The following is a 22,405-nucleotide window of genomic DNA, read 5'->3' on the forward strand; positions in this document are numbered from 1 at the left end:
TCATAGGGTGCGATTCTGCAGCTTCTTCAGCTGTTCCTGCACCCCGGGGTTCTGCAGCGGGCGGGTGAAGCCCACGCGGGTGTCGCGCGCCTGGTAACTCGTGACCTTGATGGGGCCGCACAACCGGCACCGCGCCTCCAGCATCTTGCCCTTCGACACGACCAGCCCCACGTGGCCGGGGTTGTTCGCGGACGTACCGGGGCCGGCGTTGAAGAACACCAGGTCGCCGGGTTGTTCCTCGCCTTCTAACACCTTCACGCCGAACGGCCACTGCCCGAACGTGGTGCGCGGGATCGTCAGCCCGGCCGCCTTGTAGGCCGCGTAGATGACCCCCGAGCAGTCGAAGGAGTCGGGCCCGGTGCCGCCCCACAGGTACGGCTTGCCGCGCTGCGCCAGCGCGTACTGCAGGATCTTGGCCACGACGTCGCTGGGCGCGGCCTCGACCAGCGGCTCGTCGCACTCCTCCGACGCCTGCGGCGGCACCTTGACCGCTCCCGACTTGGCGTACTTCCTGGCGATCTCCTCGACCTGGTCCACGTACCACCAGGCCCGGTTGTAGACGAACAGCGCCCGCCGCACGTTCTCGGGGGCGCCGTTGCGCTTGAGCATCTTGGCCGCGCCGAGGATGGCGTCGGCGGGGTTGTAGACGTCGCCGACGCCGTCACCGTCGCCGTCGGAGGCGTAGCCGTTGAACGTCGACGACATCGCGACCCTCGCCTTGCCGCCCCACGTCGAGATGAGGAACTGCATCGGCCCGGCCGCGCCCGCCGAGTTGGTGCCGCTCTTGACGCCGGGCAGGGAGGAGCGGCCGTGGTCGGTCTCGCGCTTGCCCACGGCGGCCAGGATGTTCCACTGGACGCCGATCCGCTTGCCGTAGTCCTTGTACAGCTCCAGGTATTCGGACGGGATGTCGGACGAGGCGGAGTCGGACGCCTCCTCCACCTGGGCCGTGTCGTCGCAGTCGACGGAGGCGCTGTCGCTCAGGAACGACGGCATCGACATCAGCAGCAGCGGTGAGACGATGACCGCCACCAGGAGCAGCATGCCGGCCAGGCCGATGATCAGGGCCAGCCGGGTCTTGGAGAGTTTCACCAGGGGGGATCTCCGTCCTGGCCGTCGGCGGCGGGCAGGATGTCATAGACCCGCCAGTCGGCTCCCGACTGGCTCACCGTCACCGCGAACTCCTCGCTGACCAGCTTGTTGCCGCTGGTGGCCGTGACCTGCCTGTTCGCGGTGACCACGAAGACGATGGAGCTCTTGTCGACCTGCCTGATCTCCTTGAGCGCGGCCGTGGCCGTGGAGACGATCTGGTCGTTCTTGTTCGCCTCGACGGTGCCGGCCGAGGTCATCGTCCTGGTCAGGGTGTCGCCGAGCTCGGCCGTGGTGTACGCCTTGAGCCGCCCCGCGTAGGCCGCGGGATCCTCGTCGAAGCGGAAGGTGCCGTAGGCGGCGGTGAACCGGGTGGCCAGGTCGGCCGCCGCCGCCAGTTGCTCCTTCTTCATCGGCAGGTACGCGTACACGTCGAACGGCGCGGCGCTCGCGGTGGCCAGCGGCGTGCTGGACGCCACGGCTGAGCTGGTGGCCCTGGCCGCCTCCGGCCGCGCCTGGGGTTCCTCGGAGGAGTCGGGCCACATCGTCAGGTAGATGCCGACCGCCGCGATGACCACGACGATGGCGGCGAAGGCCACCCCCCGCCTGTCACCTACCTGCGCCATGTTCTAGTCCTTGTCGGGGTTGTTCGGCTTGAGCCAGAAGGGCACGTCGGGGCTGTCGCCTCCTGAGCCGCCGCCGTTGCCGCTGCTGCGCAGCCAGAGCGGGGGCGCCTCGGAGGAGCGCGACGACGACTCGCCCGAGCCGAAGATCCGGGGCCCCGGCGACGTCCCGCCCCCGGAGCGGGAGCCGTTGCCCGAACGCGAGCCGTTGCGCGACCCGCCGCCGAACAGCCCGCCGCCTGAGCCACCCGATCCGCCGGACCCGCCGGACCCGCCTGAACCGCCTGAACCGCCGAAGAGGCCGCCGCCGGAGCCGCGCGAGCGCGTGCCGCCCGTACGGGAGCCGCCCGACCCGCCGAAGCGCGACCCGCCTGATCGTGACCCGCCGGACCCGCCGAAGCGCGACCCGCCGGAGCGTGAGCCACCAGATGAACCGCCGCGCCGCGCCCAGCCACCGCCGGACGCCCCGCCGAACCAGCCGCCGGAGGAGCCCGACGAGGCCGCCGAGGCCGCTGAGCCGGTGGAGGCCGCGGCCCCGCCGCCGACCCGGGGACCGCCGGCCGCGGGCCCGCGCTGAGGAGCCGAGGTGCCCAGGTTGAGCGGGGGCGCGGTGCCCTTGCGCGGCTCGGGCGTGCCCCGCCCGGCCGCCCTGCCGCCCTGCGCGTCGGTGTCGAGGGGAGCCGCCGTGGCCGGGACCCTGGTGCCGGCGGCGGCGCCTTCGCCCTCCTCGCCGCGCATCCTGACCTGGCCGCCCGCCGCGGCCGTGGCCGCCGCGCCCGCCGGGTTGGCCGCACTGGCCGCCCTGATCAGCGGCTCGGCCTTGCGCAGGCCCCAGCGGCCGATCCTGGCCGACGCCACCGGCGGCAGCACGCCCGCCGACCGCTCAAGCACGGACGAACTCGCCGCCTCGCCGAGCATGCGGGTGGTGACCGTGTGGCCGCTCATGGAGGCGAACAGGTGCTGGAACGGGCGGCGGTAGAAGAACACCGCGATCGTCAGCAGGGCCATGAACAGCACCTGCATGCCCCAGGGCATGGCGGTGGAGATGATGAGCGCGTACCCGTACACGAGGACGCTCAGCACGATCGTCAGCACGGCCTGTCTCAGCAGCGTGCCGATGAGCATCTCCACCCAGCGCAGGGCGACGATCCGCCCGCTGCCGGGATGGACTCCGATCAGCAGGAAGATCGGCCCCAGGATGAGCAGGAGCAGGAAGCCCACCTTCAGCACCAGCAGCGACACCGCCACCAGGAAGATGAGCAGGCCCGCCACCAGGGCGGCGATGAACGCGCCGACGGCCACGCCGAGCCGGTTGGACCAGTCGCGGCCGGAAAAGGTGGCGTAGCGGGGGTCGTTCCTGAGCTTGTCGCCGAGCGCCGCGTACTCCGACTGGCGGGCTCCCACGTCGGGAGCCGGTTGCCCGGCCACCGCCTGCGGCACCGACTGCATCTCCAGCACCTTGCGACCCCAGTCGCGCACGATCGGCTGCTGCGGGTCGGCGGTGCCGAACAGGCCGACCAGCCACGGCTTGCAGACCAGCGTGGACCACAGCGCGTCGGCGTTCTGGTCGACCCCGGGGGTGCCGGTCTGCGCGTAGCCGCCCGCCTGCACCTGCGGGCTGGCGCCGCCGCCGGGCGGCGGCAGGCAGGACGCGCCACCCGCGCCCGGCAGGCCGGAGAAGGCGGAGTTGACCACTTCGCCGGTCTTGTCGGTGACGACCTTGCCCAGGCCGGTGAAGTCTCCCGGCCGGCTGAAGAACCACACCGCCACCGTGACCGCCAGCACCATCCAGATCACGCCCTCGGCGGTCGTGGTGGCCCGCTTGCGGATCAGCCCGTACCAGGCCAGCCAGATGGCGCCGAGGATGACGATCGGCTGGAGGAAGTCCCAGTAGACGGCGTCGGCCAGCCGCGTGACGATGTCGTCGACCACGTCCTTGATCGCCTGGAGCGGTCCTTCCGTGGCCGCCGCCTGGTACGTGGTGATCGTCAGCCGGTCGACGGCCTTGGCCGCGGTGAAGATGCCGTTGGCCCACATGTTGCCGAGCACGGCCACGTAGTCGGAGCAGGTCAGCTCGTGGGTGTGCCAGAACTGCCCGCTCATCCCGAACTGGGCGTAGTTGGTGGTCGCCGCGGGCGTGCCGGCCGGCGGGGCGGGTGGCTGGATCAGCCCGTCGGTGCCGCTGCCCACCATCTCGGGCGAAAGCGGTCCTGACAGGTCACAGGGGGCGGCGGCGACCGGAGTGGACGTCGCGCCCAGGACGAGCGGCACCACGAGGATGCCGGTGACGAGCGCGAGAGCCAGCGCGATTCGTCGGGATAGCCGGACCTTCATGACCGTACCTCCTGCGCCCTGCCCACGCCCCCCTGAAGATCATCATGCCCCGTGCCGCCGGGTTTGTCGTGTGTCGGGTTCGTGTCGAGCCAGCGGAGAAGTTCTTCGGAGATCAGGTCTACGCCCATACGCCCCGCCCTGCCATCCAGATCACGGAATACGCATTCGCCGTTGCCCAGGGAGCGGAGCACGGCCTTGTGCTCCTCGGACGACTCCACCCCGAGCAGGGACATGACGTGGTCCACCTCCACCCTCTCGGTGGACCTGAACGCGAAGACGGACGACAGGCAGTTGGTCACCTGCTCGTTCAGCAGGTCTCCCGCGTTCTGCGAGACCAGCACCAGAGCGGTGTTGCGGGAACGGCCCATCCTGCTGACCTCGGGCACCAGCTTGGCGCCCTCGGGTGTGGAGGTGATCGCCCACGCCTCGTCCAGGAAGATCGCCTTGGGGGCGCGCCGGTCGAGGCCGTTCATCAGCCTGCGCGCGAACTGGGACACCAGGTAGAGCAGGGCCACCGACAGCCGCTGCTCGTAGGAGTAGTCCTCCCTGCCCGTGGCCACGTCGGGCAGCGTCAGCCCGCCGAGCGTGAACACGGTCGTCCAGCCCTCGGTGTCGATCTGGTCGCCGCCTGACGGGTCGAAGCACAGCCTGGCCAGGTGCATCTCCGACATCGAGCGCAGCACCGCGCCGAGGTTCTTCGACGCCGCGTCCTCGGCCTGGTCCAGGAAGTCCACGACCTTGCCGAGCGAGGGGTCCTCGCCGTTCGACACGGCCGCCACCGCCTGGATCATCGCCGACTCGCGCTCCTCCGACATGCGGGGCAGCAGCAGCCGCAGCGTCTCGGTGGCCATGGTCTTCTTCGCCGCGATGTCGTCGCCGAACGAGAACGGGTCGAGCAGCCCGGGGGCCGCCGAGCCGAGCGGGATGACGCGGGCCTTGCGGCCCCGCTTCTCCAGCAGCCGTACCAGCGACTCCGCGTCGCCCTTCGGGTCGATCACCGCGACCGTCACGCCGCGCAGCGCCATCTGGTAGATCATCAGCAGCGCCAGCGTGGTCTTGCCGCCGCCGGGCTCGCCGGTGATCGCGATGGCGGTCGGCCGGTTGCGCGTGGCCGCCACCAGCGGGTCGAAGTGCACGATGCTGCGCGCCCTGCCGACGGTCTCACCGATGTACGGGCCCAGCCAGCCCTCACTGCCCTCGTCCAGCCGGTCGCCGAGATCGACGGTGGCCGTGGCCATGCCGCCGGCGATCGTACGCAGCGGCTGGCGCTGGGCGTAGGCGTTGACGCGCACCTTCTCGCCCGGCAGCGTCTCGCAGAACAGCGAGAACTGGTCGCCGGTCGAGTTGACCACGTCGATGCCCATGTCGCGGTAGTGCTCGACCACCGCCTCCACCCGCTGCACGCAGATGTCCTCGGTCGGGGCCGCGACGATCAGGCGGTGCCAGCCGTACACGAAGGGCAGCCGCTCCTTGGTGATGCCGTGCTCCAGCATGCGGGCCGCGTCGATCTGCTCGGCCAGCGCCAGCGGCGCCTCCGCGCCGGCCTCGCGGATGTGGTGGTCCATGTCGCGGGCGTGCGCCAGCTTGCGCGCCACGTCCTTGGACGCCTTCACCGGCGGGATCAGCCGCATCCGCGAGGAGACCTCCACCGGGAACGGCAACTGGTCGGCGAAGTGCAGCCACGGCTCCCCGTCGGGGAAGGGCATCAGGTCGGGGAAACGCGCGAACGACAGGTGCGCCACGTAGGAGTCGCCCTGCGGCTGCACGATCCGCAGCAGCGACCTGCCGTTGTGGATCTCGCCCTCGACCAGCGACTCGATCTCGCCCTTGCCCCAGCGCCTGCGCGGGCTGGCCGAGGGCGGCGGGTCGCCGAGCGCGCCCGCGGCCGAGTGCTGGAACAGCCACGCCACCTCGACGGAGGTGGCGTGACGGGCGTAGAGGGCACTCGACGCGAGTGCTCGCCCGAGCCGTTCCGCCTGCTCCGTCCAGCGCCCGATCTCGCTGTCGGGAACGTGGTCGTCGTCCATCCCCAGCACCTTCTCGGTCTTCTGGTAGAAGCCGAGGAGCTGGCTCAGCACGCCGCTGCCGAGCTGCTTGCCGCGCGGGCCGAGCCGCACGCCCAGGTAGACCTCCTTCGACCAGAAGTCCTTGGCCCAGACGTGCCGGTACATCTCCTCCAGGTAGTCGCGCCAGCCGGGCCCCTCGTCGGAGGTGGCGTTGAGCGCCATGGCCCACTCCGCCGCCGGGTACGTGCGGTGCGCGACCCTCAGGTGGACCTCGGCGTCGGGCATTCTGATCGCCGCCAGCGCGATCGTGATGTTGGTGGCCAGCGCCTCGCGTTCCTCGGGTGTGACGAACTCGTAGCTGACCGTCGGGAGCCGGAAATACGCCCATGCGCAGGTGTCCGTGAGCAGGATGCGGTCGTCGAAGTAGCGGACCGCGAGGCGCTGGTGCGCTCGGGATGCCCTGCTCATGCCGCCCCCTCGGCGCATGAACGGGCCAGACCTGCTCGCTTGTTCACTTATCGCTCACCGATTCTCGTGCCCGGGGGGTCACTCGCCAACTCCTCTTCGCTCGGTCGTACGGACTGTGCCGCGAAACCTGCGACCACGACCCCGGCGAGGGCGAGGTACGCCCGCCGCCCGGCCGCGCGCAACTGCCCGGGATCGACGACGTCCGCGCCGCCCGGCGCGAGGTCGTCCTCCCAGGGGACCCTGACGATGGCCCGGCACCTGCCTCTGGCCACCGACTCCGCCTGCTCGACGTCGGTCATCGAACGCCTGCTCACGCCGTTGACCACCATCACCGCCCGCCTGCGCAGCTCCGCGCACCCGTGCCCGTCGAGCCACTCGTACGTCATCGCCACCGCCTCCGGCGCCTCCTCGCTCGCCGGGACCACCAGGACGAGCTGGTCCGCGTACGGCAGCAACCTGGCCGCCAGGGCGGCGGCCGGGTCGATGACGGCCAGCTTGTAGTGGCGGTCGAGCAGGCGCATGGATTCGCCGAGCCGGTGGTCGGAGAAGAAGGACCTGTCCGCGAGGCGCTGCTCGGCGCCCGCGTCGGTGTCCGCGCTGATCACCTCCAGACCGGAGGCGGTCCGCGTGGTGTAACCCCGCATGGTGAGATAGCCGCTGACCCGGTCGAGCCCCGACAGCAGCGACGTCAGGGTCTCGGGGGTCTCCGGCTGGATCTTGCTGGTCAGCGTGCCGCCGCCGCTGTTGGCATCGACGGCCACGACCCGGTCGTCGCGGTGCTGGGCGAACGTGTGGCCCAGCATGAGCGCCGTGGTGCTCTGCCCGGCGCCGCCGGTGCAGCCCAGCACGACGACCCTGCGGCTGCCCGCGAACACGCCCCTGGCCCTGGCCTCGTCGATCTCGGACCCGTCGGTCCGCACCCCGCCGCCGCCGACGACGACCTGAGCGATGCGCCGCCAGCCGCCGGAGTCGCGTCCCACGACGGACTCGATCCGCCGCACCCGGCCCTCGCCAGGCCGTGGGACGGGCACGGGCCCGATCTCCCCACCGACCTCACCACCCGGCCGAACCACAGCCCCACCCCGCGCCGCCTCGGCCACCTCCCGGCCTGCGGCGGCCACCGCCTCCCGCTCCCGAGCCGCCCGCCGCTCCCTGGCGACCTCACGCTCCCTGGCCGTCACCCGCTCGCGGTCGGCCTCACGCTCCTGAGCCGGCACGGGCTCACGACCGGCCTCACGATCGCCCGACACCGGGGCGGTACGTTCACCGGCCGCCGGGGTTGTGCGGTCGTCTGCGTGCTTCTCAGCCCCGTCTACGGCCGTGCGCGCGTCACCGGTCCCGGCCCCACCGGCTCCGACCGCCTCGGACCCGCTCACCTCAAGCCCGGCCGCCTCGGACCCCGGTGCCTCGGACTCGGGTGCCTCAAGCTTGGCCGCCTCAAGCTTGGCCGCCTCGGACTTGGTCGCCTTGGATCGGGTGGCCCTGGATCGGGTCGCCTTTGGTCTTGCCGCCTTGGGCCCGGGCACTTCGGCCCCGGGTGCCGACGCTGCGGCGGCGTCGTTCACGCCGGCGGCGTCGGACCCATGCGCACCAGCCGTGCCCGGCTCCTGTGCAGCAGCCGGGTCCGGCACGCCGGCCGTCCCGCCCGCGATCTCCGCGTCGCCACGCTCACGCACGGACTGCGTGTCACAGGCCTCGGACAGCTTCCGCACGGGCTGCGGGTCGTGGCCCTCCGGCGTTTCGGCCGGAGTGCCAGGGACCTCGGAGTCGGTGTCCTGCCGGGACGCGGCGGGCGTTCCTGGGGTGCCGGTACGTGGGAGGTCCGCTCGTAGGTCCTCGTGGGTCTCGTCCTTGCGGGCGCTGGGTCGGGGCACCGGCTTGGCGTCGGGGTCGAGCGGCGGCCAGACCCCCTGGCCGCCCGAGAGCACCAGCCCGGGGACGAGCCGCGGCGGCTGGCCCTTCCTGTGCTTGTCACGGGCGACCTCGTCCTCGGGACGCTCACCCGCCGGACGCGGACCGGCGTCGGCCCGATCCCTCGCGTCGATCGGGCCGTCGGCGCTCGCCGCGAGCCGCCGCAGCCTGCGCAGCGCCTCGGTGTCGATGGGCTTGCCGGCGGTCGGCTTGCGGCTCTCCGCCGTCCTGATCGGATCCGCTGCCGCCTCCTGAGCGGCCAGCGCCTCGGCACTCATCGCGGCCTGCACCTCAGGCCGGTCCCGCGTCTCAAAGCCGTCCCCCGCCTCGAAGCGGTTCCGCGCCTCAGGCCGGTCCCGCACCTCAGAGCTGCCCGCCACCTCGGAGCGGTGCCGGGTCTCAGGTCGTTCGCCGAGCTGGTCGTCGGGGTGTTCGCCGGGGCGTTCGTCGAGGTGATCCGTGGACCGCCGTCCGGCCCGCCCTGCGATGCGCCGGTCCCCGGTGCGGTTCCGGCCGTGGCCTGCGGTGGTGGTGCCGTTCTGGGGCGCCTCAACCGCAGAAACCCGGGAGGCGGGTTCAGGGTCGCGTTCGCCCCGTACGGGCGTCGTCGCCCCCACCGCCTCGCCCAGCAGTGAGCGTTCCTGGCGCCGCCCGGACGCCGGGGCGCCCGCGGTGGCCCCCTGGCGTACCTGGGACTTGAGGGCGGGTGCGGCGCCGCGGCGGGTGCCCCAGCCGGTGCGCGCGGTCGTCGGCTCGGCGACGGGCGCCTGCGTGGCCGCGGCCGCCGCGGCGGCGACGGCGGGGCGCACCTGGCGCGGCCCTGCGGCGCCTTCGCGCCTGCGCTGCGGATGGCGGGCCTTGCGCGGCCCCTTCGACTTGGCGCGTACGGGCGCGGTGCGCCACACCCGGCCGGAGAACGTCACGGCCTCGGGCTCGGAGCTGGGCGCCAGGCGGTACCAGGCCTTCGGCTGCCCCAGGTAGCGCAGCTGGGACTCCAGCAGTTCGGTGAGGCGCTTGCCCTCGATGACGGGACGGGTGGACAACCACGTCACGATGCCCGGCGGCACCAGGAACAGCACGTGCCAGGGCATCTCCACCGGCACACCCACCAGGACCAGCAGGAGCGACCACGGGACGAACACCCCGACGAACACGCCGATCCAGACGATCGGCAGCGGCATCGGCAGCCGTAGGTCGTACAGCTTGTAGAGCCGCTTCTCGATCCGCCAGATGTTCGTGTACGTGGGCAGGTCCACGCGGTCCTCCTCTCCACCCGCTCGTACATGACCGCCGCGGAGCGGTCTCAACCCTTACCTGATGCCCAGTGCGCCCGCGATCGCCTTCGCCGTCACCTCGATGATGTTGGGAACGTAGAAGATCACCCCGATGGCCACGGCCAGGATGAGGAACTGCACGAAGCGCGTGATCTCGCGGGTGAAGAGGAAGAACAGCGCGACCACGGAGACCACGACGAGGAACAGCGGCGCGAAGAACGCGCGCAGGAAGTTGGCCAGCCCTCCGGTGTCGATGCCCGTGGGCGTCGGTGTCGGCGTCATCTCCATCAAGGTGAGCATTACGGTCTTCAAGGTCACTTCTTGTCCTCCCGGGGGGTACCGATCAGCAGCACGGCCGTGCCTCTATCCAGCGACCCGGCCGCCACCGCGGATGTCGGCGACGAACCACTTGTCGCCCTGCTTTTCGACGGTCAGGCGGTAGGCCTGCTCCAGCGTGCCGCCGACCACCGCGGGGTCGGTGGTGTTGGGAGTGGGCGGGGGATCGCTCGGCACGGCCCACACCACGACCGCCTGGATCTCTCGGGTGGCACCCCCCACAGGCACCACGACTTCCTTGAGCTGCGAGAAGGTGAACGCGCCCGCGAAGCTGGGCAGGCTCTTGCCCGCGGCGACGTAGCGCTGCAGCCCGCCGGTGTCGCCTGACGCGTAGTCCTTGAAGAAGCCCTCCAGCTGGGGCTTGAGCTCGGCGGCCGCCGCGTCGTCCGTCTCCGGCGCGGCGACCTGGGGCAGGTCGGCCGGGGCGGGGGCGGGCAGGATCGCCGGTCGGCCGGAGATCACGAACCGCCGTCCGGCCTCGTCGCCGGAGTAGTAGACCGGGACCGACAGCATCATCCGGCGCGGGCCCGACTGGTAGGCCACGTTGACCACGGCGTTCCTGTCGTCGCTCGCCTCGATGTCGTACGGCTGGATGGCGACGGCCGCCAGCTTGCCGTAGCCGTCCCAGCCCAACTGCGGATCCATGCCCTCGGCCAGGAACGCCTTCAGCTTGCTCGACCTGCTGGCGGCGTCTTCCGGGCTGAAATTGAGATAGACGCCGGCGAACTGGGCCGCGAAAGCCATGCCCTGCTCGGCGGGAAATCCCTTGTCAGCCGGTGCGGCGCCGGTTGTTGTCGCCGGTTCTTGCTGGGTGAACCTCTCAAATGGGGCACGAACCCCATTCACGACAACCACCACAATAAGTGCCCAAAGAATGATGCGGCCGGTCCACACCAGCCACCGTCCGCCGCCACCCGACCAGCCGCCACGCCGCGGCCTGCGGGGCGGCGGCGTGTCATAGTCGGCCGGATCGAGGGTTGCGGAAAGCCCGGGCCCGTCAGCGATCCGAGGATCGTGCTGGACGGTAGACCTACGAGCCATCACGCCTCCGCTCGCGCCGATCCCCCCGGCTGGCGCGGTGTCGTCCGTTGCCGATCCCCATCATCCGCGGTGAAGTAGTCACCCTATCCGGTCTCCGCCATTGTTCCAGGAAAGCCACGCCCATGCTGCGGCATGACAGTCCACACGGCAAACCGGGCCCGTATGACAGGCCACGGCGCCGATTCCTGTGCGTTCCCGGTGGAATGGGCTTTTGACCAGGCCAGACGCCTAAAATCGCATACCGCGGCGGCCACGCTTTCCTGTCCAAAACAGGCATGGACTCTCGCGACCTGCGGATTCGGCATGAGTCTGAACCAGATCCAGGCCGAACTCCGAGCCCTCAGCTTCGGACAGCGCCTCAGACAGGGCCTCGGACGGAGCCCCGAGCGGGGTTCCGTCCGGGTGTCCGGTCAGGCAGGCTCGGGGTCCTGGTGGGTGCGCGACTGGCGCCTGCTGCGCAGATCGACGACGGTCGGCTGCACCGTCCGCTCCAGGGAGCCACGGAGATCGGCCAGCATCTCGGCGGGCTCACGCTCTCTCATGCGGGTCGCCATCTCGTTGCGCTCGTCGACCTTCCTGCGGAGGTACGCCTCGCGGTTGACGCGCAGGCCGTACATGAGCTCGACCCTGATGAGGGCGAGCTCCTCCTCCAGGCTGATGCCCGCGAGCGTGGGCGCGGGGCGTCGTTTCCGGATGATGCGACGGATCATGAGGGCCTCCCGAGTCAGCGTGAACGCCGTGACGATTCGACGCGCGGGGGCCCAAAGTGGTTGACGCATCACTTGTCCCCGGAGCAATCGTTCAGCTTCACACCCGGGGACCAGCCGCCGATGAGCCTCGCCGCCATCCGCCGCCGGTAACTTACCGTAGTAGGCCATCGCTCACCGTGACCGGCTCGCCGCGAACGGAACTCCCCCATGTGCCCCCGGGCTCGACGCCCGTCAGACGTTGAAGCGGAACTCCACCACGTCGCCGTCGCGCATGACGTAGTCCTTGCCCTCGATGCGCGCCTTGCCCACCGACCGGGCGCTGGCGATCGAGCCGGCCTCGACCAGCTCCTCGAAGGAGATCACCTCGGCCTTGATGAAGCCGCGCTGGAAGTCGGTGTGGATCACGCCGGCCGCCTCGGGCGCCGTGGCGCCCTTGGGGATCGTCCAGGCCCTGGTCTCCTTCGGCCCGGCCGTGAGGTAGGTCTGCAGCCCCAGCGTCTCGAAGCCGACCCTGGCGAGCTGGCGCAGGCCCGACTCCTCCTGGCCGACCGACTGCAGCAGCTCCAGCGCCTCCTCCTCGTCGAGCTCGACCAGCTCCGACTCGATCTTGGCGTCGAGGAAGACCGCCTCGGCCGGGGCGACCAGCGCGGACAGCTGCTCCCGCAGCGCGGCATCGGTGAGCTCGTCGGCGTCGAGGTTGAACACGTACAGGAACGGCTTGGCCGTCAGCAGGTGGAGCTCGCGCAGCTCGGCACGGTCGAGACCGCTCTCGAAGATCGTCTTGCCGGTCTCCAGCACGGCCAGCGCGGCCTCCGCCGCCTCCAGCGCGACCTTCTTGTCCTTGTTGTTGCGCGCCTCCTTCTGCAGGCGCGGAACGGCCTTCTCGACCGTCTGCAGGTCGGCCATGATCAACTCGGTGTTGATGGTCTCGATGTCGCGCTTGGGGGAGATCTCGCCGTCGACGTGGGTCACGTCGGGGTCGTTGAAGACCCGGATGACCTGGCAGATCGCGTCGGTGTCGCGGATGTTGGCGAGGAACTGGTTGCCCCTGCCCTGCCCCTCCGAGGCCCCCTTGACCAGGCCCGCGATGTCGACGAACTCGACCTTGGCGGGCAGGATGCGGGCCGAGCCGAAGATCTCGGCCAGCTTGGGGAGCCGGTCGTCGGGCACGCCGACGATGCCCACGTTGGGCTCGATGGTGGCGAACGGGTAGTTCGCCGCGAGCGCGTTGCCGGTCTTGGTCAGCGCGTTGAAGAGCGTGGACTTGCCGACGTTGGGCAGGCCGACGATCCCGATGGACAGGCTCATCCGACCCACTCCATCGCCGGGAAGAGGCCGACAGGGCCGCGCTGAATGGTTGACTCGCTTCGCTCGCTCACGGCGCCGAGTTTACTGGCTCAGCACAGACAGACAGGTAACCGGACGATAGGCCTGCTCGGCGCGCAGATAACGGCGCGCGCCCTGGGGGCAGGCCGAGGGCTCGCTCTCGAACGACAGCACCCTCGCCCAGGCGTCAGCAGAGCCGCACGGGACCCTGGTGACGGCGGACCTGGCGATCACGTCCGTGGCCGGCTCGGCCACGCAGGCGCCCCGGTCGAGCACCTGGCCGCCCGGGCCCAGGCAGATCACGTGGGGGTCGCCGTCGAGAGCGTCCAGGGTGCCGGACGGGCAGGCGCCGGGGTCTTCGACGATCGCGACGGACCTGCCGTACCAGCCGGGGCCCGCGCACGGCCGCTCGCGGCCGTCCAGCGTGACGCAGTCGCCCGGCCTGAGCAGGCCGCCGCCTCCGCCGGGCGCGCCGGGGTGCGGTTCGAGGAAGTTGCGTACGCACGCCGTACGGCCGGCTCCAACGCGCAGGACGTCGTCGGTGTCCTCGGGACAGTCCCCGGGGCCCGGCGGGTCGGGGGCCAGCGCCACCACCTCGGACTCGCCGCCGTTGCACGCGGTCAGCGCGTACTCCCCCGTGACGCAGGCGCCGGGGGACCAGCGCAGGACAGGACGCGGCCGGGTGCCGCTCCCCGACCCGGCGATGACGGCTCCGGCCAGGGCGATCAGGGTGATCGCCAGGGCGGCGCCCGCCGCGGCCATCTTCGGTCCCGTGTTCATGCCGGTACTCTGCGTGACGAGAGATGTGCCGCACAAGCGGAACGCCCAAGCGTGTCGGCGAGATCGGGACCCGGCGGGCCTGCAATCATCGATGGAGTGGACGTCGTCTCGCTTCTCATAGGTCTCGCCGTCGGGTTGCTCGTGGGGTTCCTGGTGGCCAGGACGCGGGCCGCGGTGCGGATCGCCGAGTCGGACGCGCGGGCCAGGGCGGCCGCCGAGAAGCTGGTCTACGTCGAGGAACAGCTGGCCGAGCGCTTCCAGGCGCTGTCCACGCGCGCGCTCGACGTCAACAACGTGCGCTTCCTCGAGCTGGCGGAGAGTCGGCTCGCGGCCACGAGGGCCGAGGCGGCGGGCGATCTCGAACAACGCAGGCTGGCCGTCGAGCACCTGGTCGAGCCGCTGAAGGACGCGCTCACGCGGGTGGAGTCCCAGCTGCGCGACTCCGAGTCGGGGCAGCGGGCGGCGCGGGCCGAGCTGGCCAAGCAGCTGGAGTTCGTGCAGCGGAGCAACGAGCAGCTCCGCTCCCAGACCACCGCCCTGGTCAGGGCCCTGCAGCGGCCCGAGGCGCGGGGCCGGTGGGGCGAGCTGCAGCTGCGCAGGGTCGCCGAGATCGCCGGCATGCAGCGTTACTGCGACTTCGACGAGCAGGTCACCGAGGGCTCCATGCGGCCCGACATGGTCGTCAGGCTCGCCGGGGGCAAGAACATCGTGGTCGACTCCAAGGTCTCGCTGGCGGCCTATCTGGAGGCCGCGGAGGCGTCGGACGAGTCGCTCGCGACCGTACGCCTCGACGCCCACGCCCGGCACGTGCGCGAGCACATCGACCGGCTGGCGGCCAAGGCCTACTGGCAGGGGTTCAACCCGTCGCCGGAGTTCGTGGTGCTGTTCATCCCCGGTGAGGCGTTCCTGGCGCCGGCGCTCGAACGCGACCCCTCCCTGCTGGAGTACGCGATGACGCGGCGGGTGCACATCGCGACGCCCACGACGCTGATCACGATGCTGCGCACCGCGCACTACGCCTGGCAGCAGGCGGCGCTGAGCGAGAACGCGCGGGCGGTGTTCGAGCTGGGCAAGGAGCTGTACGAACGGCTGTCGTCCCTCGGCAGGAACGTCGAGTCGCTCGGCAAGGCGCTCACCCGGACCGTGGAGGCGTACAACAAGTCGGTCGGATCGCTCGAAAGCCGCGTCCTGGTCACCGCACGCAAACTTCACGATCTCGGTGTCGTGGACGGCGATCTCGACTCCCCTGAGATGCTCGAAGGGCTGCCCAGACCCCTGAGCTCCCCCGAACTGCTCGAAACCTCCTCACTGATTTCCCACGCGAACGGTAAGTTGGCCAACGGGTCGCAGTGACGGGGGAGGGCAAGTGGGTGAGAAGGGCAGGCGTTCTGCCGTCAGGCTGACGGCGCGCGGCGCCATCGCGCTCGCCCTGGTGGCCACCCTGGCGGGCTACGTGCTGGCGGCCGTGTTCGACGTCGACCACATCGTGGGCGCGGCGTTCGTGCTGGCCAGCGCGCTCGGCGCGCTGCTGGTCAACCGGCGCGAGCTGCTTTCGCTGGTGGTGACGCCGCCGCTGGTGTTCTTCTGCGCCACCCTGTTCGTCGAGCTCGGGCGGGCTCTCGGCTCGGTGTCGGTGGTGCAGTCGCTGGCGCTGGGCCTCTACACGTCGATGACGCGGGGCGCGCCGTGGCTCTTCGCCGGCTCGGCGATCGTGCTGGGCGTGGCGTGGCGGCGCGGGCTGCGCGACAACGTACGCGAGCTTCGTGAGGAGCTGAAGGCGGACGCGGCGGAGGTGCCGCGCCCGCGCCAGCCGTTCGTGCCAGAGCCGGAGGGCTATTTCGAGCCCAAGGTGTACGGCACGCCGCGCAGCGAAGACTAGAACCGGCCCCCGGCTTCAGAAGAAAGCCAGGGACCGGCATCGGGGCTCAGGAGGCCCGCAGGTCCTTGCGCAGTTCGTGGGGCAGGGCGAAGCGCATGCGCTCCTCCACCGGCTCGACCTCCGTCACGTCGCCGAACCCGTGGCGGGCCAGCCGCGCCAGCACCTCCGCCACCAGCTCTTCCGGCACCGAGGCGCCGCTGGTGACGCCGACCGTGGTGACGCCGTCGAGCCACTCGTCGCGGATGTAGTCGGCGTTGTCGACCAGGTACGACGCCTGCGCGCCGTAGTCCTTCGCCACCTCGACCAGCCGTTTGGAGTTGGAGGAGTTGTCGGAGCCGACCACGATGACCAGCTCGGACTCGGCGGCGATCTCCTTGACCGCCACCTGACGGTTCTGGGTGGCGTAGCAGATGTCGTCGCTGGGCGGGTCGATGAGCGTGGGGAAGCGCTCCTTGAGCCGGGCGACGGTCTCGGTGGTCTCGTCGACCGAGAGCGTGGTCTGCGACAGCCACACCAGCTTGCTCGGGTCCTTCACCTCCACCTTGCCGACCGCGTCGAGGCCGTCGACGAGCTGGATGTGGTCGGGGGCCTCGCCCGAGGTGCCCTCTACCTCCTCGTGGCCCTCGTGGCCGATCAGCAGGATGTCGTAGTCGGCGGCGGCGAACCGCTTGGCCTCGTTGTGCACCTTCGTGACCAGCGGACACGTGGCGTCGATCGTCCGCAGTCCGCGCTGTCTGGCCTCCTCGTGGACGACCGGGGAGACGCCGTGGGCCGAGAAGACGACGATCTCGCCCTCGGGCACCTCCTCGGTCTCGTCGACGAAGACGGCGCCCCTGGCCTCGAGCGTCTTGACGACGTGGGTGTTGTGGACGATCTGCTTGCGCACGTAGACCGGGGCACCATACTGCTCCAGAGCCTTCTCGACCGCTACCACGGCTCGATCGACTCCGGCGCAGTAGCCCCGTGGCTTGGCAACGAGGACTCGGCGGGAAGTGGGGGTCTGGGGCTCCATACTTTCTATGCTACGTGGAGCGGCGTTCTGGCCCGCGCGTGCGTGGTTGCCCGCGATTTGCCAGACTGTCCGTCCATCACTGACCTCCCAGGGAGACGTACATGTCCTTCAGCGACGTGATACGCAACATCGCTAAAACCGTTACCAACAAGGACGAACTCAAGGAGAAGGCCAAGGACCTGCCGCTTCTCGTCGTCCAGACCACGCTGAGCGCCGCCGGGCAGGCGCTGCTGCTCGTGGACCGCATGAAGAACTCCATCAAGGGCATCGGCTCCAAGGAGGAGCACGAGGAGGAGAAGGACTCCCGTCCCTCCGCCGCTCAGCAGGTGGCCGCCGCGCCGGCCGAGGCCGAGGAGGGCAAGGCCGAGCGCAAGGAGCCGGTCATCTTCTCCCCGCGCCCCGCCGCCGAGCCCAACGGGGTCGCCAAGACGAAGCCGGACCCGGTCATCTTCTCCCCCGCTCCCAAGACCGAGCCGGCGCCCGCCGCCGAGCCCGAGGCCGCCGCCAAGCCGGAGACCGTCTCCAAGCCCGCGACCGCGGACCCCGAGCCGGAGGCCGCCGCCCAGGCCGGCACCGCCGCCAAGGAGTCCGTCACCACGACGGACGTGGCCCGCGAGCCCGTCCAGGAGCCGGTCGTCACCTCCGCGCCCGAGCCGGAGGTCGCGCCCGCCGCGCCCAAGGCCGTAGCCGACCCCGCAGTGGCCGAGCCCGAGCCCGCCGCGAAGCCGAAGGCCGCCAAGCCTAGGACCAGGGCCGCCAGGCCGAAGGCCGCGACCAAGACTTCCGGCAAGGCATCCGAGGTGGCGCCCGAGGTGGCGCCAGAGCCGGCCGCCGCGCCCGAGCCCGCCGCCGCCACGGCCGAGCCCGCCAAGGCCCCCGAGCCCGTCGCCGCCGCTGCCGTGAACCTGACCGAGCCGCTGCCCGGCTACTCCAGCCTCACCGTGGCGTCCCTGCGCGCCAGGATGCGCGGCAAGAGCGCCGAGCAGATCGGCTCCTACCTGGAGTTCGAGCGGTCCACCGCCGCGCGGCCCGAGGTCATCAAGATGTTCGAGAACCGCCTGGCCAAGCTGCAGGCCGGGGAATAACGTCGCACCGAGCCCGTAGTCTTCCGCCATGAGCTCGAAGACCACGCCTGAGTCTCCCCTGCCGATCCGCACGGTCCTGCAGATGGTGGGCGGATGGATCGGCAGACTCGGCACGGTCTGGGTCGAAGGTGAGATCACCGACCTGAGCACCCGTGGCGGCACGGTGTTCCTGACCCTGCGCGACCCGGTCGCCAACGTGTCCGCCAGGGTCACCGCCCCGCGCGGCGTCTACGAGGCGACCGTGCCGCGGCCGGCCAACGGCTCCAGGGTGGTGCTGCACGTCAAGCCCGACTTCTGGGTCAACAGGGGCTCGTTCGCCTTCACCGCGCTGGAGATGCGCCCGGTCGGCGTGGGCGAGATGATGGTCAGGCTTGAGCGGCTCAGGCAACTGCTGGCCGCCGAGGGGCTGTTCAACGCCGACAGGAAGCGGCGGCTGCCGTTCCTGCCGAGCACGATCGGGCTCGTCTGCGGGCGTGAGTCGGCGGCCGAGCGCGACGTGCTGGAAAACTCGCGCAGGCGCTGGCCGGCGGTGCGGTTCAAGGTCGAGGAAGTCGCCGTCCAGGGGCCTTACGCGGTGGCCGAGGTGACGGAGGCGCTGCGCAAGCTCGACGCCGACGCCTCGATCGACGTGATCGTCGTCGCCAGGGGCGGCGGCTCGCTCGAAGACCTCCTCCCGTTCTCCGACGAGACGCTGGTGCGCGCCGTGGCCGCCTGCCGCACCCCCGTGGTGAGCGCGATCGGCCACGAGCAGGACAGCCCGCTGCTCGACCTGGTGGCCGACGTGCGGGCCTCCACGCCCACCGACGCGGCCAAGAAGGTCGTGCCCGACGTGGGCGAGCAGCTCACGCTGGTGCGCCAGCTCCGCGACCGTGGCCGCAGGGTGGTGAGCGGCTGGCTCGACAGGGAGATGTCCTGGCTGACGTCCGTGCGCTCGCGGCCCTCCTTGGCCGATCCCGTACGCGAGCTGGAGCGCCGGGCCGAGCAGGCCGAAGCGCTGCGCGACCGGGCCAGGCGTTCGCTGTCGTCCTCGCTCGACCGCGCAGAAGACGACCTCACCCATCTGCGCGCCCGCCTCATCGCGCTGTCCCCCGCCGCCACGCTGGAACGCGGCTACGCCATCGTGCAGCACCCGTCCGGCGACGTGGTCCGCCTGGCCAAGGACGTCTCCCCCGGCACGCTCCTGACGATCCGGCTGAGCGACGACCGCCTGACCGTACGCGCAGAAGAACCGGACGGGCCCGATGGGTCGGACGAGCCGAAGAGCGGGACGAGCGGAAGTGCGCCGGCCAGGCCGAAGAGCCGGGCGGGCGGGACGAAGAGCGGGGCGAAGAGCGGGACGAGCCGGGCAGGCCGCGAAGCTCCCGACGAGCCGGAGCATGCATAACGGGTCGAAGGAGGAGCGCGTGACGGCTCCGGGGTCTACGTTCGGCGCATGAGAGGACTCACCCAGGTCGCCCAGCACGCCGACGACCTCGACCGAGCCACCGCCTTCTACCGCGACGTGCTCGGCCTGCGGCACATCGCCACCTACCGGCCGCCCGGGCTGGCCTTCTTCGACCTCGACGGTGTACGCCTGCTGATCGAGAAGGGCGCGCCCTCAGCGGTGCTCTACCTCGCCACGGACGACCTCGAAGCCGACGTGGCCCGGTTGCGCGCGCACGACGTCGCGATCGTCCAGGAGCCGCACCTGGTCTTCACCGACGACGGGACGTTCGGCACCCGCGACAAGGAGATCCGGATGGCCGCGTTCAGGGACTCGGAGGGCAACCTGCTCTGCCTGATGACCTAGCGGAGCCCGATGACCTAGCGGAGCATGGCCTCGGCCACGGCGGTCACGCCTGACTTGATCTGCTCGACCGTCATGCCGCGTTCCTCCCGCTGGAACGCGATCAGATAGGCGTTGACGGGCGCGAGCAGGGCGTCGGCGAAGTACGCGGCGTCGGCCCGCGGGCACGCCCGCGCCAGCAGCGCCGTGAGATGGACGTGGTAGATCCGGTACGGGGTGCTGAACCCCTTCACCTTGCCCCTCTCCAGCAGCAGGAACAGCTCCTCCTGCGCCACCACCCGGTCGACGAGCGCCCGCATGAACGCGACGATCCGCTCGCCCGCGGGCGCGCCGGGGCCGAGCGGCGGCGGCCCGGCGAAGAAGGACTCCTGGAAGCGTCGCTCCCCCTCGTCGAGCAGCGCCATCGCCAGGCCCGTGCGGTCGCCGAAACGCCGGTAGACCGTGCCCACGCCCACGCCCGCCACGCGGGCGACCTCGTCGAGCGAGAGGTCCGCCGCCCCGTGCTCGGCGATCATCCGCGTGGCCACGTCGATGATCTTCTGCCGGTTGCGCGCGGCATCGGCCCGCTCGGGCTGGGGTTGCCCGACCACGGGCAGGAATCGGCGTCCGCACACGTGGCCGAGCATATCGGTGACAAACGGAGAGCTCTCCGATTAGGCTACAACCGGAGAGTTCTCCGATTACCGAGGAGCGAAGCGTGACCATCGACTACAACGAGTTCAACAAGCAGATCATCAAGGAGTTCCGCGAGAACGAGGGCCGGGTCGGCGGCATGTTCGAGGGCGCGCCGCTGGTGCTGCTCACCACCACGGGCGCCAAGAGCGGCAGGCGCGTCACCACGCCGGTGATGTACCTGAAGGACGGCGACCGCTACGTCGTCATCGCCTCCAAGGGGGGCGACGACAGCAACCCCGCGTGGTACCACAACCTGGTCGCCACGCCCGCGGCGACGGCGGAGATCGGGACGGAGACGTTCGAGGTGAAGGCCGTCGTCGCCGAGGGCGAGGAGCGCGACCGCCTCTACGCCAGGATGGTGGAGCAGGCGCCCCAGTTCGCCGAGTACGAGAAGAAGACCACCCGCCGCATCCCGGTGGTGGCCCTGGTCAGAACGGACGCCTGACGCCCCTTGCGGGTCCGTGGGAGGGGCGGGCTCGCAAGACGGCGGGCCCGAAGCTCGTGGGTGGGCGCCCAACAGCTCGTGTGCGTGCGGCCCGAAGCTCGTGGGCGTGCGGCCCTGAAAGCCCCTAGAAGGGGGTGTCGTCGGAGCCAGGAGAGGTGGGCTCGGAGCGGCGGGCCATGGCGGCGGCCAGCTTGACCCTGGCTCCCTGGAGCCATTCCTCGCAGACGGCCGCCAGCTTCTCGCCGCGCTCCCAGAGCTCGATCGACTGCTCCAGGGTGAGCCCGCCGGTCTCCAGGCGGCGCACCACCTCGGTCAGCTCCTCGCGGGCCTGCTCGTATGAGGGTGCCTTCTCGTCTGCCACGTCACCACCCTAGAGGGACCGGCCGACAATCACGGCACGCTCAGCCCTTGGGTCGCTGCTGGAGGCGTGCGGCCAGCTCGCCCAGCTCGGTCCAGTCGGCCGTCCCGGTGATGACGAGCGTCACGTCGGGCAGCACGCGCACCAGCGAGCGCTGGTTCTTGTCCTCCCTGAAGCGCCGCTCCCACGCGACGCCGCCGACCTGCTGGCTGCCTGCGGCCTTGTCGGTGTTGGCCATGCGGCTGGCGAACCCGGCCGCCGGCCGCTCGTCGCTCTGCGCGAACATCGCGTGCTGCCGCGCGGCCGTGGCGTAGCCCAGGTAGAGGACCTTCGCGCCGTTCTCGCCCTCGGCGATCCTGTTGCTGTTGGGCACCCAGTTCGCCGGATCTCCCTGGGGCGCCCACACGCCGTAGGGGACCGTGTGGCCGAAGTTGGCGACGGTGATGGAGTAGTCGAGCCGCGGGATGTGCTCCTCCCGGCTCTGCGGGGTGACCAGCAGAAACAGCCCCGCGCCCGCGAGACAGACGAACAGGGCTACCGCGTAGCCGTAGAAACCTTGGGTGAACCGTCGCACAGTCGCCGAGGCTACCCGCTGGAGGCGGCGGTCGCCGAAGCGGCCGGCCGGATCTGCCCGATGATGGTGAGGACCTCTTCGGCCAGGTCGCGGTCACCTGTGCGGAGCACCTCGGGCACGGCCGCCGCCAGCGCCCCGGTGAGCACCACGACGAGCGCGGTGTCGTGCTCGAACAGCGCCGCGTTGAGCTCCGCCCACTTGCGCAGCCGGTCGCGCATGACCACCTCGAAGCCGGGCGGCCCGTCACCGCGCAGGAACAGCTCGGCCAGCTCGCGCTCCTCGAGACAGCCGTCGAGGTAGGCGCGGGCGGCGCCGACGAACACCCGCATCGGGTCGCTCTCGCCGGTCGCCCTGGCCGCGCGGGCGGCCTGCTTGGTCCGCTGCGTCTGCCTGGCCTGGAACTCCTCCCACAGCGTGAGGTAGAGATCCGCCTTGCCGGAGAAGTGGTGGTAGAGGCTGCCCACGCTGGCCTCGGCCCTGGCTACCACGTCCGTCACGCCGGCCTCGGCGAAGCCCTTGGAGACGAAGACCTCCCTGGCGGCGGCGAGCAGCGAGCTGCGCGTGGCCGCACCGCGCTCGGACGTACGCGGCTGGGCGACCGCGTTCTCCACATCGCTCATTCGGGATCTCCTCCACGGCGGGATGCCACGCTCCATGTTGGAGGCAAGATCCATGCCGCGCACAGCGTATGGC

Annotated in this window: 21 protein-coding genes; 6 read left to right on the forward strand and 15 right to left on the reverse strand. The window is 71.1% G+C overall.

Annotation, left to right across the window (positions count from 1 at the left end):
- From AB0C27_RS38480 to AB0C27_RS38525, 10 genes are all read right to left on the reverse strand, one after another.
- Positions 1-1,092 (reverse strand): bifunctional lytic transglycosylase/C40 family peptidase, encoded by a 1,092-nt coding sequence (locus tag AB0C27_RS38480; RefSeq protein WP_357854885.1) that lies wholly within the window; start codon positions 1,090-1,092, stop codon positions 1-3.
- Positions 1,089-1,715, reverse strand: coding sequence for a hypothetical protein (locus AB0C27_RS38485; protein ID WP_357854887.1), 627 nt, complete (start codon positions 1,713-1,715; stop codon positions 1,089-1,091). Before AB0C27_RS38485 ends, AB0C27_RS38480 begins: the two co-directional genes overlap by 4 nt.
- Positions 1,716-1,718: 3 nt before the next feature.
- A complete protein-coding gene (locus tag AB0C27_RS38490; protein ID WP_357854890.1) occupies positions 1,719-4,046 on the reverse strand; it encodes a type IV secretion system protein in 2,328 nt (775 codons plus the stop codon).
- Positions 4,043-6,520 carry an ATP-binding protein gene (locus AB0C27_RS38495; RefSeq protein WP_357854893.1) on the reverse strand — a complete coding sequence of 826 codons (2,478 nt, stop codon included), beginning with the start codon at positions 6,518-6,520 and terminating at the stop codon, positions 4,043-4,045. Before AB0C27_RS38495 ends, AB0C27_RS38490 begins: the two co-directional genes overlap by 4 nt.
- A gap of 47 nt (positions 6,521-6,567) precedes the next feature.
- Positions 6,568-9,687 (reverse strand): TcpE family conjugal transfer membrane protein, encoded by a 3,120-nt coding sequence (locus tag AB0C27_RS38500; RefSeq protein WP_357854896.1) that lies wholly within the window; start codon positions 9,685-9,687, stop codon positions 6,568-6,570.
- 54 nt (positions 9,688-9,741) lie between these two features.
- Complete coding sequence (locus AB0C27_RS38505) at positions 9,742-10,005, reverse strand: hypothetical protein (RefSeq protein WP_106240705.1); 264 nt, start codon at positions 10,003-10,005, stop codon at positions 9,742-9,744.
- A 63-nt stretch (positions 10,006-10,068) separates the two neighbouring features.
- Positions 10,069-10,785 (reverse strand): conjugal transfer protein, encoded by a 717-nt coding sequence (locus tag AB0C27_RS38510; protein ID WP_357854899.1) that lies wholly within the window; start codon positions 10,783-10,785, stop codon positions 10,069-10,071.
- Positions 10,786-11,492: 707 nt separating this feature from the next.
- Positions 11,493-11,792 carry a hypothetical protein gene (locus AB0C27_RS38515; protein WP_357854902.1) on the reverse strand — a complete coding sequence of 100 codons (300 nt, stop codon included), beginning with the start codon at positions 11,790-11,792 and terminating at the stop codon, positions 11,493-11,495.
- 231 nt (positions 11,793-12,023) lie between these two features.
- The gene (gene ychF / locus AB0C27_RS38520) at positions 12,024-13,100 is read right to left on the reverse strand and encodes a redox-regulated ATPase YchF (RefSeq protein ID WP_357854905.1); all 1,077 of its coding nucleotides are present in this window, start codon (positions 13,098-13,100) and stop codon (positions 12,024-12,026) included.
- 81 nt (positions 13,101-13,181) lie between these two features.
- Positions 13,182-13,898: a hypothetical protein gene (locus AB0C27_RS38525; RefSeq protein ID WP_357854908.1), complete on the reverse strand. Its 717-nt coding sequence runs from the start codon at positions 13,896-13,898 to the stop codon at positions 13,182-13,184.
- Positions 13,899-13,985: 87 nt separating this feature from the next.
- On the opposite strand from AB0C27_RS38525, the gene rmuC reads away from it, so the two are divergent.
- Both rmuC and AB0C27_RS38535 read left to right on the forward strand, forming a co-directional pair.
- Positions 13,986-15,251, forward strand: a complete 1,266-nt coding sequence (gene rmuC / locus AB0C27_RS38530) for a DNA recombination protein RmuC (protein WP_357855533.1) — start codon at positions 13,986-13,988, stop codon at positions 15,249-15,251.
- Between the two features lie 13 nt (positions 15,252-15,264).
- Entirely contained in the window at positions 15,265-15,777 is a 513-nt protein-coding gene (locus AB0C27_RS38535; RefSeq protein ID WP_357854911.1) for a DUF6542 domain-containing protein, read from the forward strand.
- 46 nt (positions 15,778-15,823) lie between these two features.
- Here AB0C27_RS38535 and AB0C27_RS38540 read toward each other — a convergent pair whose 3' ends face one another.
- Positions 15,824-16,789 carry a 4-hydroxy-3-methylbut-2-enyl diphosphate reductase gene (locus AB0C27_RS38540; protein ID WP_357854914.1) on the reverse strand — a complete coding sequence of 322 codons (966 nt, stop codon included), beginning with the start codon at positions 16,787-16,789 and terminating at the stop codon, positions 15,824-15,826.
- A gap of 101 nt (positions 16,790-16,890) precedes the next feature.
- On the opposite strand from AB0C27_RS38540, the gene AB0C27_RS38545 reads away from it, so the two are divergent.
- Genes AB0C27_RS38545 through AB0C27_RS38555 form a run of 3 tightly spaced genes read left to right on the forward strand, consistent with a single transcriptional unit; the run spans position 16,891 to position 19,663 of the window.
- Positions 16,891-17,874, forward strand: a complete 984-nt coding sequence (locus AB0C27_RS38545) for a hypothetical protein (protein WP_357854917.1) — start codon at positions 16,891-16,893, stop codon at positions 17,872-17,874.
- Between the two features lie 28 nt (positions 17,875-17,902).
- Positions 17,903-19,258 (forward strand): exodeoxyribonuclease VII large subunit, encoded by a 1,356-nt coding sequence (gene xseA / locus AB0C27_RS38550; RefSeq protein WP_357854920.1) that lies wholly within the window; start codon positions 17,903-17,905, stop codon positions 19,256-19,258.
- Between the two features lie 48 nt (positions 19,259-19,306).
- On the forward strand, positions 19,307-19,663 hold the full coding sequence (locus AB0C27_RS38555) for a VOC family protein (protein ID WP_357854923.1): 357 nt from the start codon (positions 19,307-19,309) through the stop codon (positions 19,661-19,663).
- 14 nt (positions 19,664-19,677) lie between these two features.
- Here AB0C27_RS38555 and AB0C27_RS38560 read toward each other — a convergent pair whose 3' ends face one another.
- Positions 19,678-20,274, reverse strand: coding sequence for a helix-turn-helix domain-containing protein (locus AB0C27_RS38560; protein WP_357854926.1), 597 nt, complete (start codon positions 20,272-20,274; stop codon positions 19,678-19,680).
- A gap of 83 nt (positions 20,275-20,357) precedes the next feature.
- Here AB0C27_RS38560 and AB0C27_RS38565 point away from each other — a divergent pair, with 83 nt between their 5' ends.
- Positions 20,358-20,780 (forward strand): nitroreductase family deazaflavin-dependent oxidoreductase, encoded by a 423-nt coding sequence (locus tag AB0C27_RS38565; RefSeq protein ID WP_357854928.1) that lies wholly within the window; start codon positions 20,358-20,360, stop codon positions 20,778-20,780.
- Between the two features lie 124 nt (positions 20,781-20,904).
- Here AB0C27_RS38565 and AB0C27_RS38570 read toward each other — a convergent pair whose 3' ends face one another.
- The 3 genes from AB0C27_RS38570 to AB0C27_RS38580 are packed head-to-tail and all read right to left on the reverse strand — an operon-like array spanning position 20,905 to position 22,332.
- Positions 20,905-21,141 (reverse strand): exodeoxyribonuclease VII small subunit, encoded by a 237-nt coding sequence (locus tag AB0C27_RS38570; RefSeq protein WP_357854931.1) that lies wholly within the window; start codon positions 21,139-21,141, stop codon positions 20,905-20,907.
- A 40-nt stretch (positions 21,142-21,181) separates the two neighbouring features.
- Positions 21,182-21,712 (reverse strand): DUF4245 domain-containing protein, encoded by a 531-nt coding sequence (locus AB0C27_RS38575; RefSeq protein WP_357854934.1) that lies wholly within the window; start codon positions 21,710-21,712, stop codon positions 21,182-21,184.
- A gap of 11 nt (positions 21,713-21,723) precedes the next feature.
- Complete coding sequence (locus tag AB0C27_RS38580; RefSeq protein ID WP_357854937.1) at positions 21,724-22,332, reverse strand: TetR/AcrR family transcriptional regulator; 609 nt, start codon at positions 22,330-22,332, stop codon at positions 21,724-21,726.
- Positions 22,333-22,405: the final 73 nt, after the last annotated feature.

Origin of the sequence: Nonomuraea sp. NPDC048882 (genome assembly GCF_040649755.1) — a bacterium.
GTDB classification, from domain to species: domain Bacteria; phylum Actinomycetota; class Actinomycetes; order Streptosporangiales; family Streptosporangiaceae; genus Nonomuraea; species Nonomuraea maheshkhaliensis.

Excerpts from the sequence above, each read along its gene's own strand:
- AB0C27_RS38485 (WP_357854887.1), bottom strand. The coding sequence starts at position 1,715 with ATGGCGCAGGTAGGTGACAGGCGGGGGGTGGCCTTCGCCGCCATCGTC.
- AB0C27_RS38490 (WP_357854890.1), bottom strand. The coding sequence starts at position 4,046 with ATGAAGGTCCGGCTATCCCGACGAATCGCGCTGGCTCTCGCGCTCGTC.
- AB0C27_RS38495 (WP_357854893.1), bottom strand. The coding sequence starts at position 6,520 with ATGAGCAGGGCATCCCGAGCGCACCAGCGCCTCGCGGTCCGCTACTTC.
- AB0C27_RS38505 (WP_106240705.1), bottom strand. The coding sequence starts at position 10,005 with ATGCTCACCTTGATGGAGATGACGCCGACACCGACGCCCACGGGCATC.
- AB0C27_RS38510 (WP_357854899.1), bottom strand. The coding sequence starts at position 10,785 with ATGGCTTTCGCGGCCCAGTTCGCCGGCGTCTATCTCAATTTCAGCCCG.
- AB0C27_RS38515 (WP_357854902.1), bottom strand. The coding sequence starts at position 11,792 with ATGATCCGTCGCATCATCCGGAAACGACGCCCCGCGCCCACGCTCGCG.
- ychF (WP_357854905.1), bottom strand. The coding sequence starts at position 13,100 with ATGAGCCTGTCCATCGGGATCGTCGGCCTGCCCAACGTCGGCAAGTCC.
- AB0C27_RS38525 (WP_357854908.1), bottom strand. The coding sequence starts at position 13,898 with ATGAACACGGGACCGAAGATGGCCGCGGCGGGCGCCGCCCTGGCGATC.
- AB0C27_RS38540 (WP_357854914.1), bottom strand. The coding sequence starts at position 16,789 with ATGGAGCCCCAGACCCCCACTTCCCGCCGAGTCCTCGTTGCCAAGCCA.
- AB0C27_RS38545 (WP_357854917.1), top strand. The coding sequence starts at position 16,891 with ATGTCCTTCAGCGACGTGATACGCAACATCGCTAAAACCGTTACCAAC.
- xseA (WP_357854920.1), top strand. The coding sequence starts at position 17,903 with ATGAGCTCGAAGACCACGCCTGAGTCTCCCCTGCCGATCCGCACGGTC.
- AB0C27_RS38555 (WP_357854923.1), top strand. The coding sequence starts at position 19,307 with ATGAGAGGACTCACCCAGGTCGCCCAGCACGCCGACGACCTCGACCGA.
- AB0C27_RS38580 (WP_357854937.1), bottom strand. The coding sequence starts at position 22,332 with ATGAGCGATGTGGAGAACGCGGTCGCCCAGCCGCGTACGTCCGAGCGC.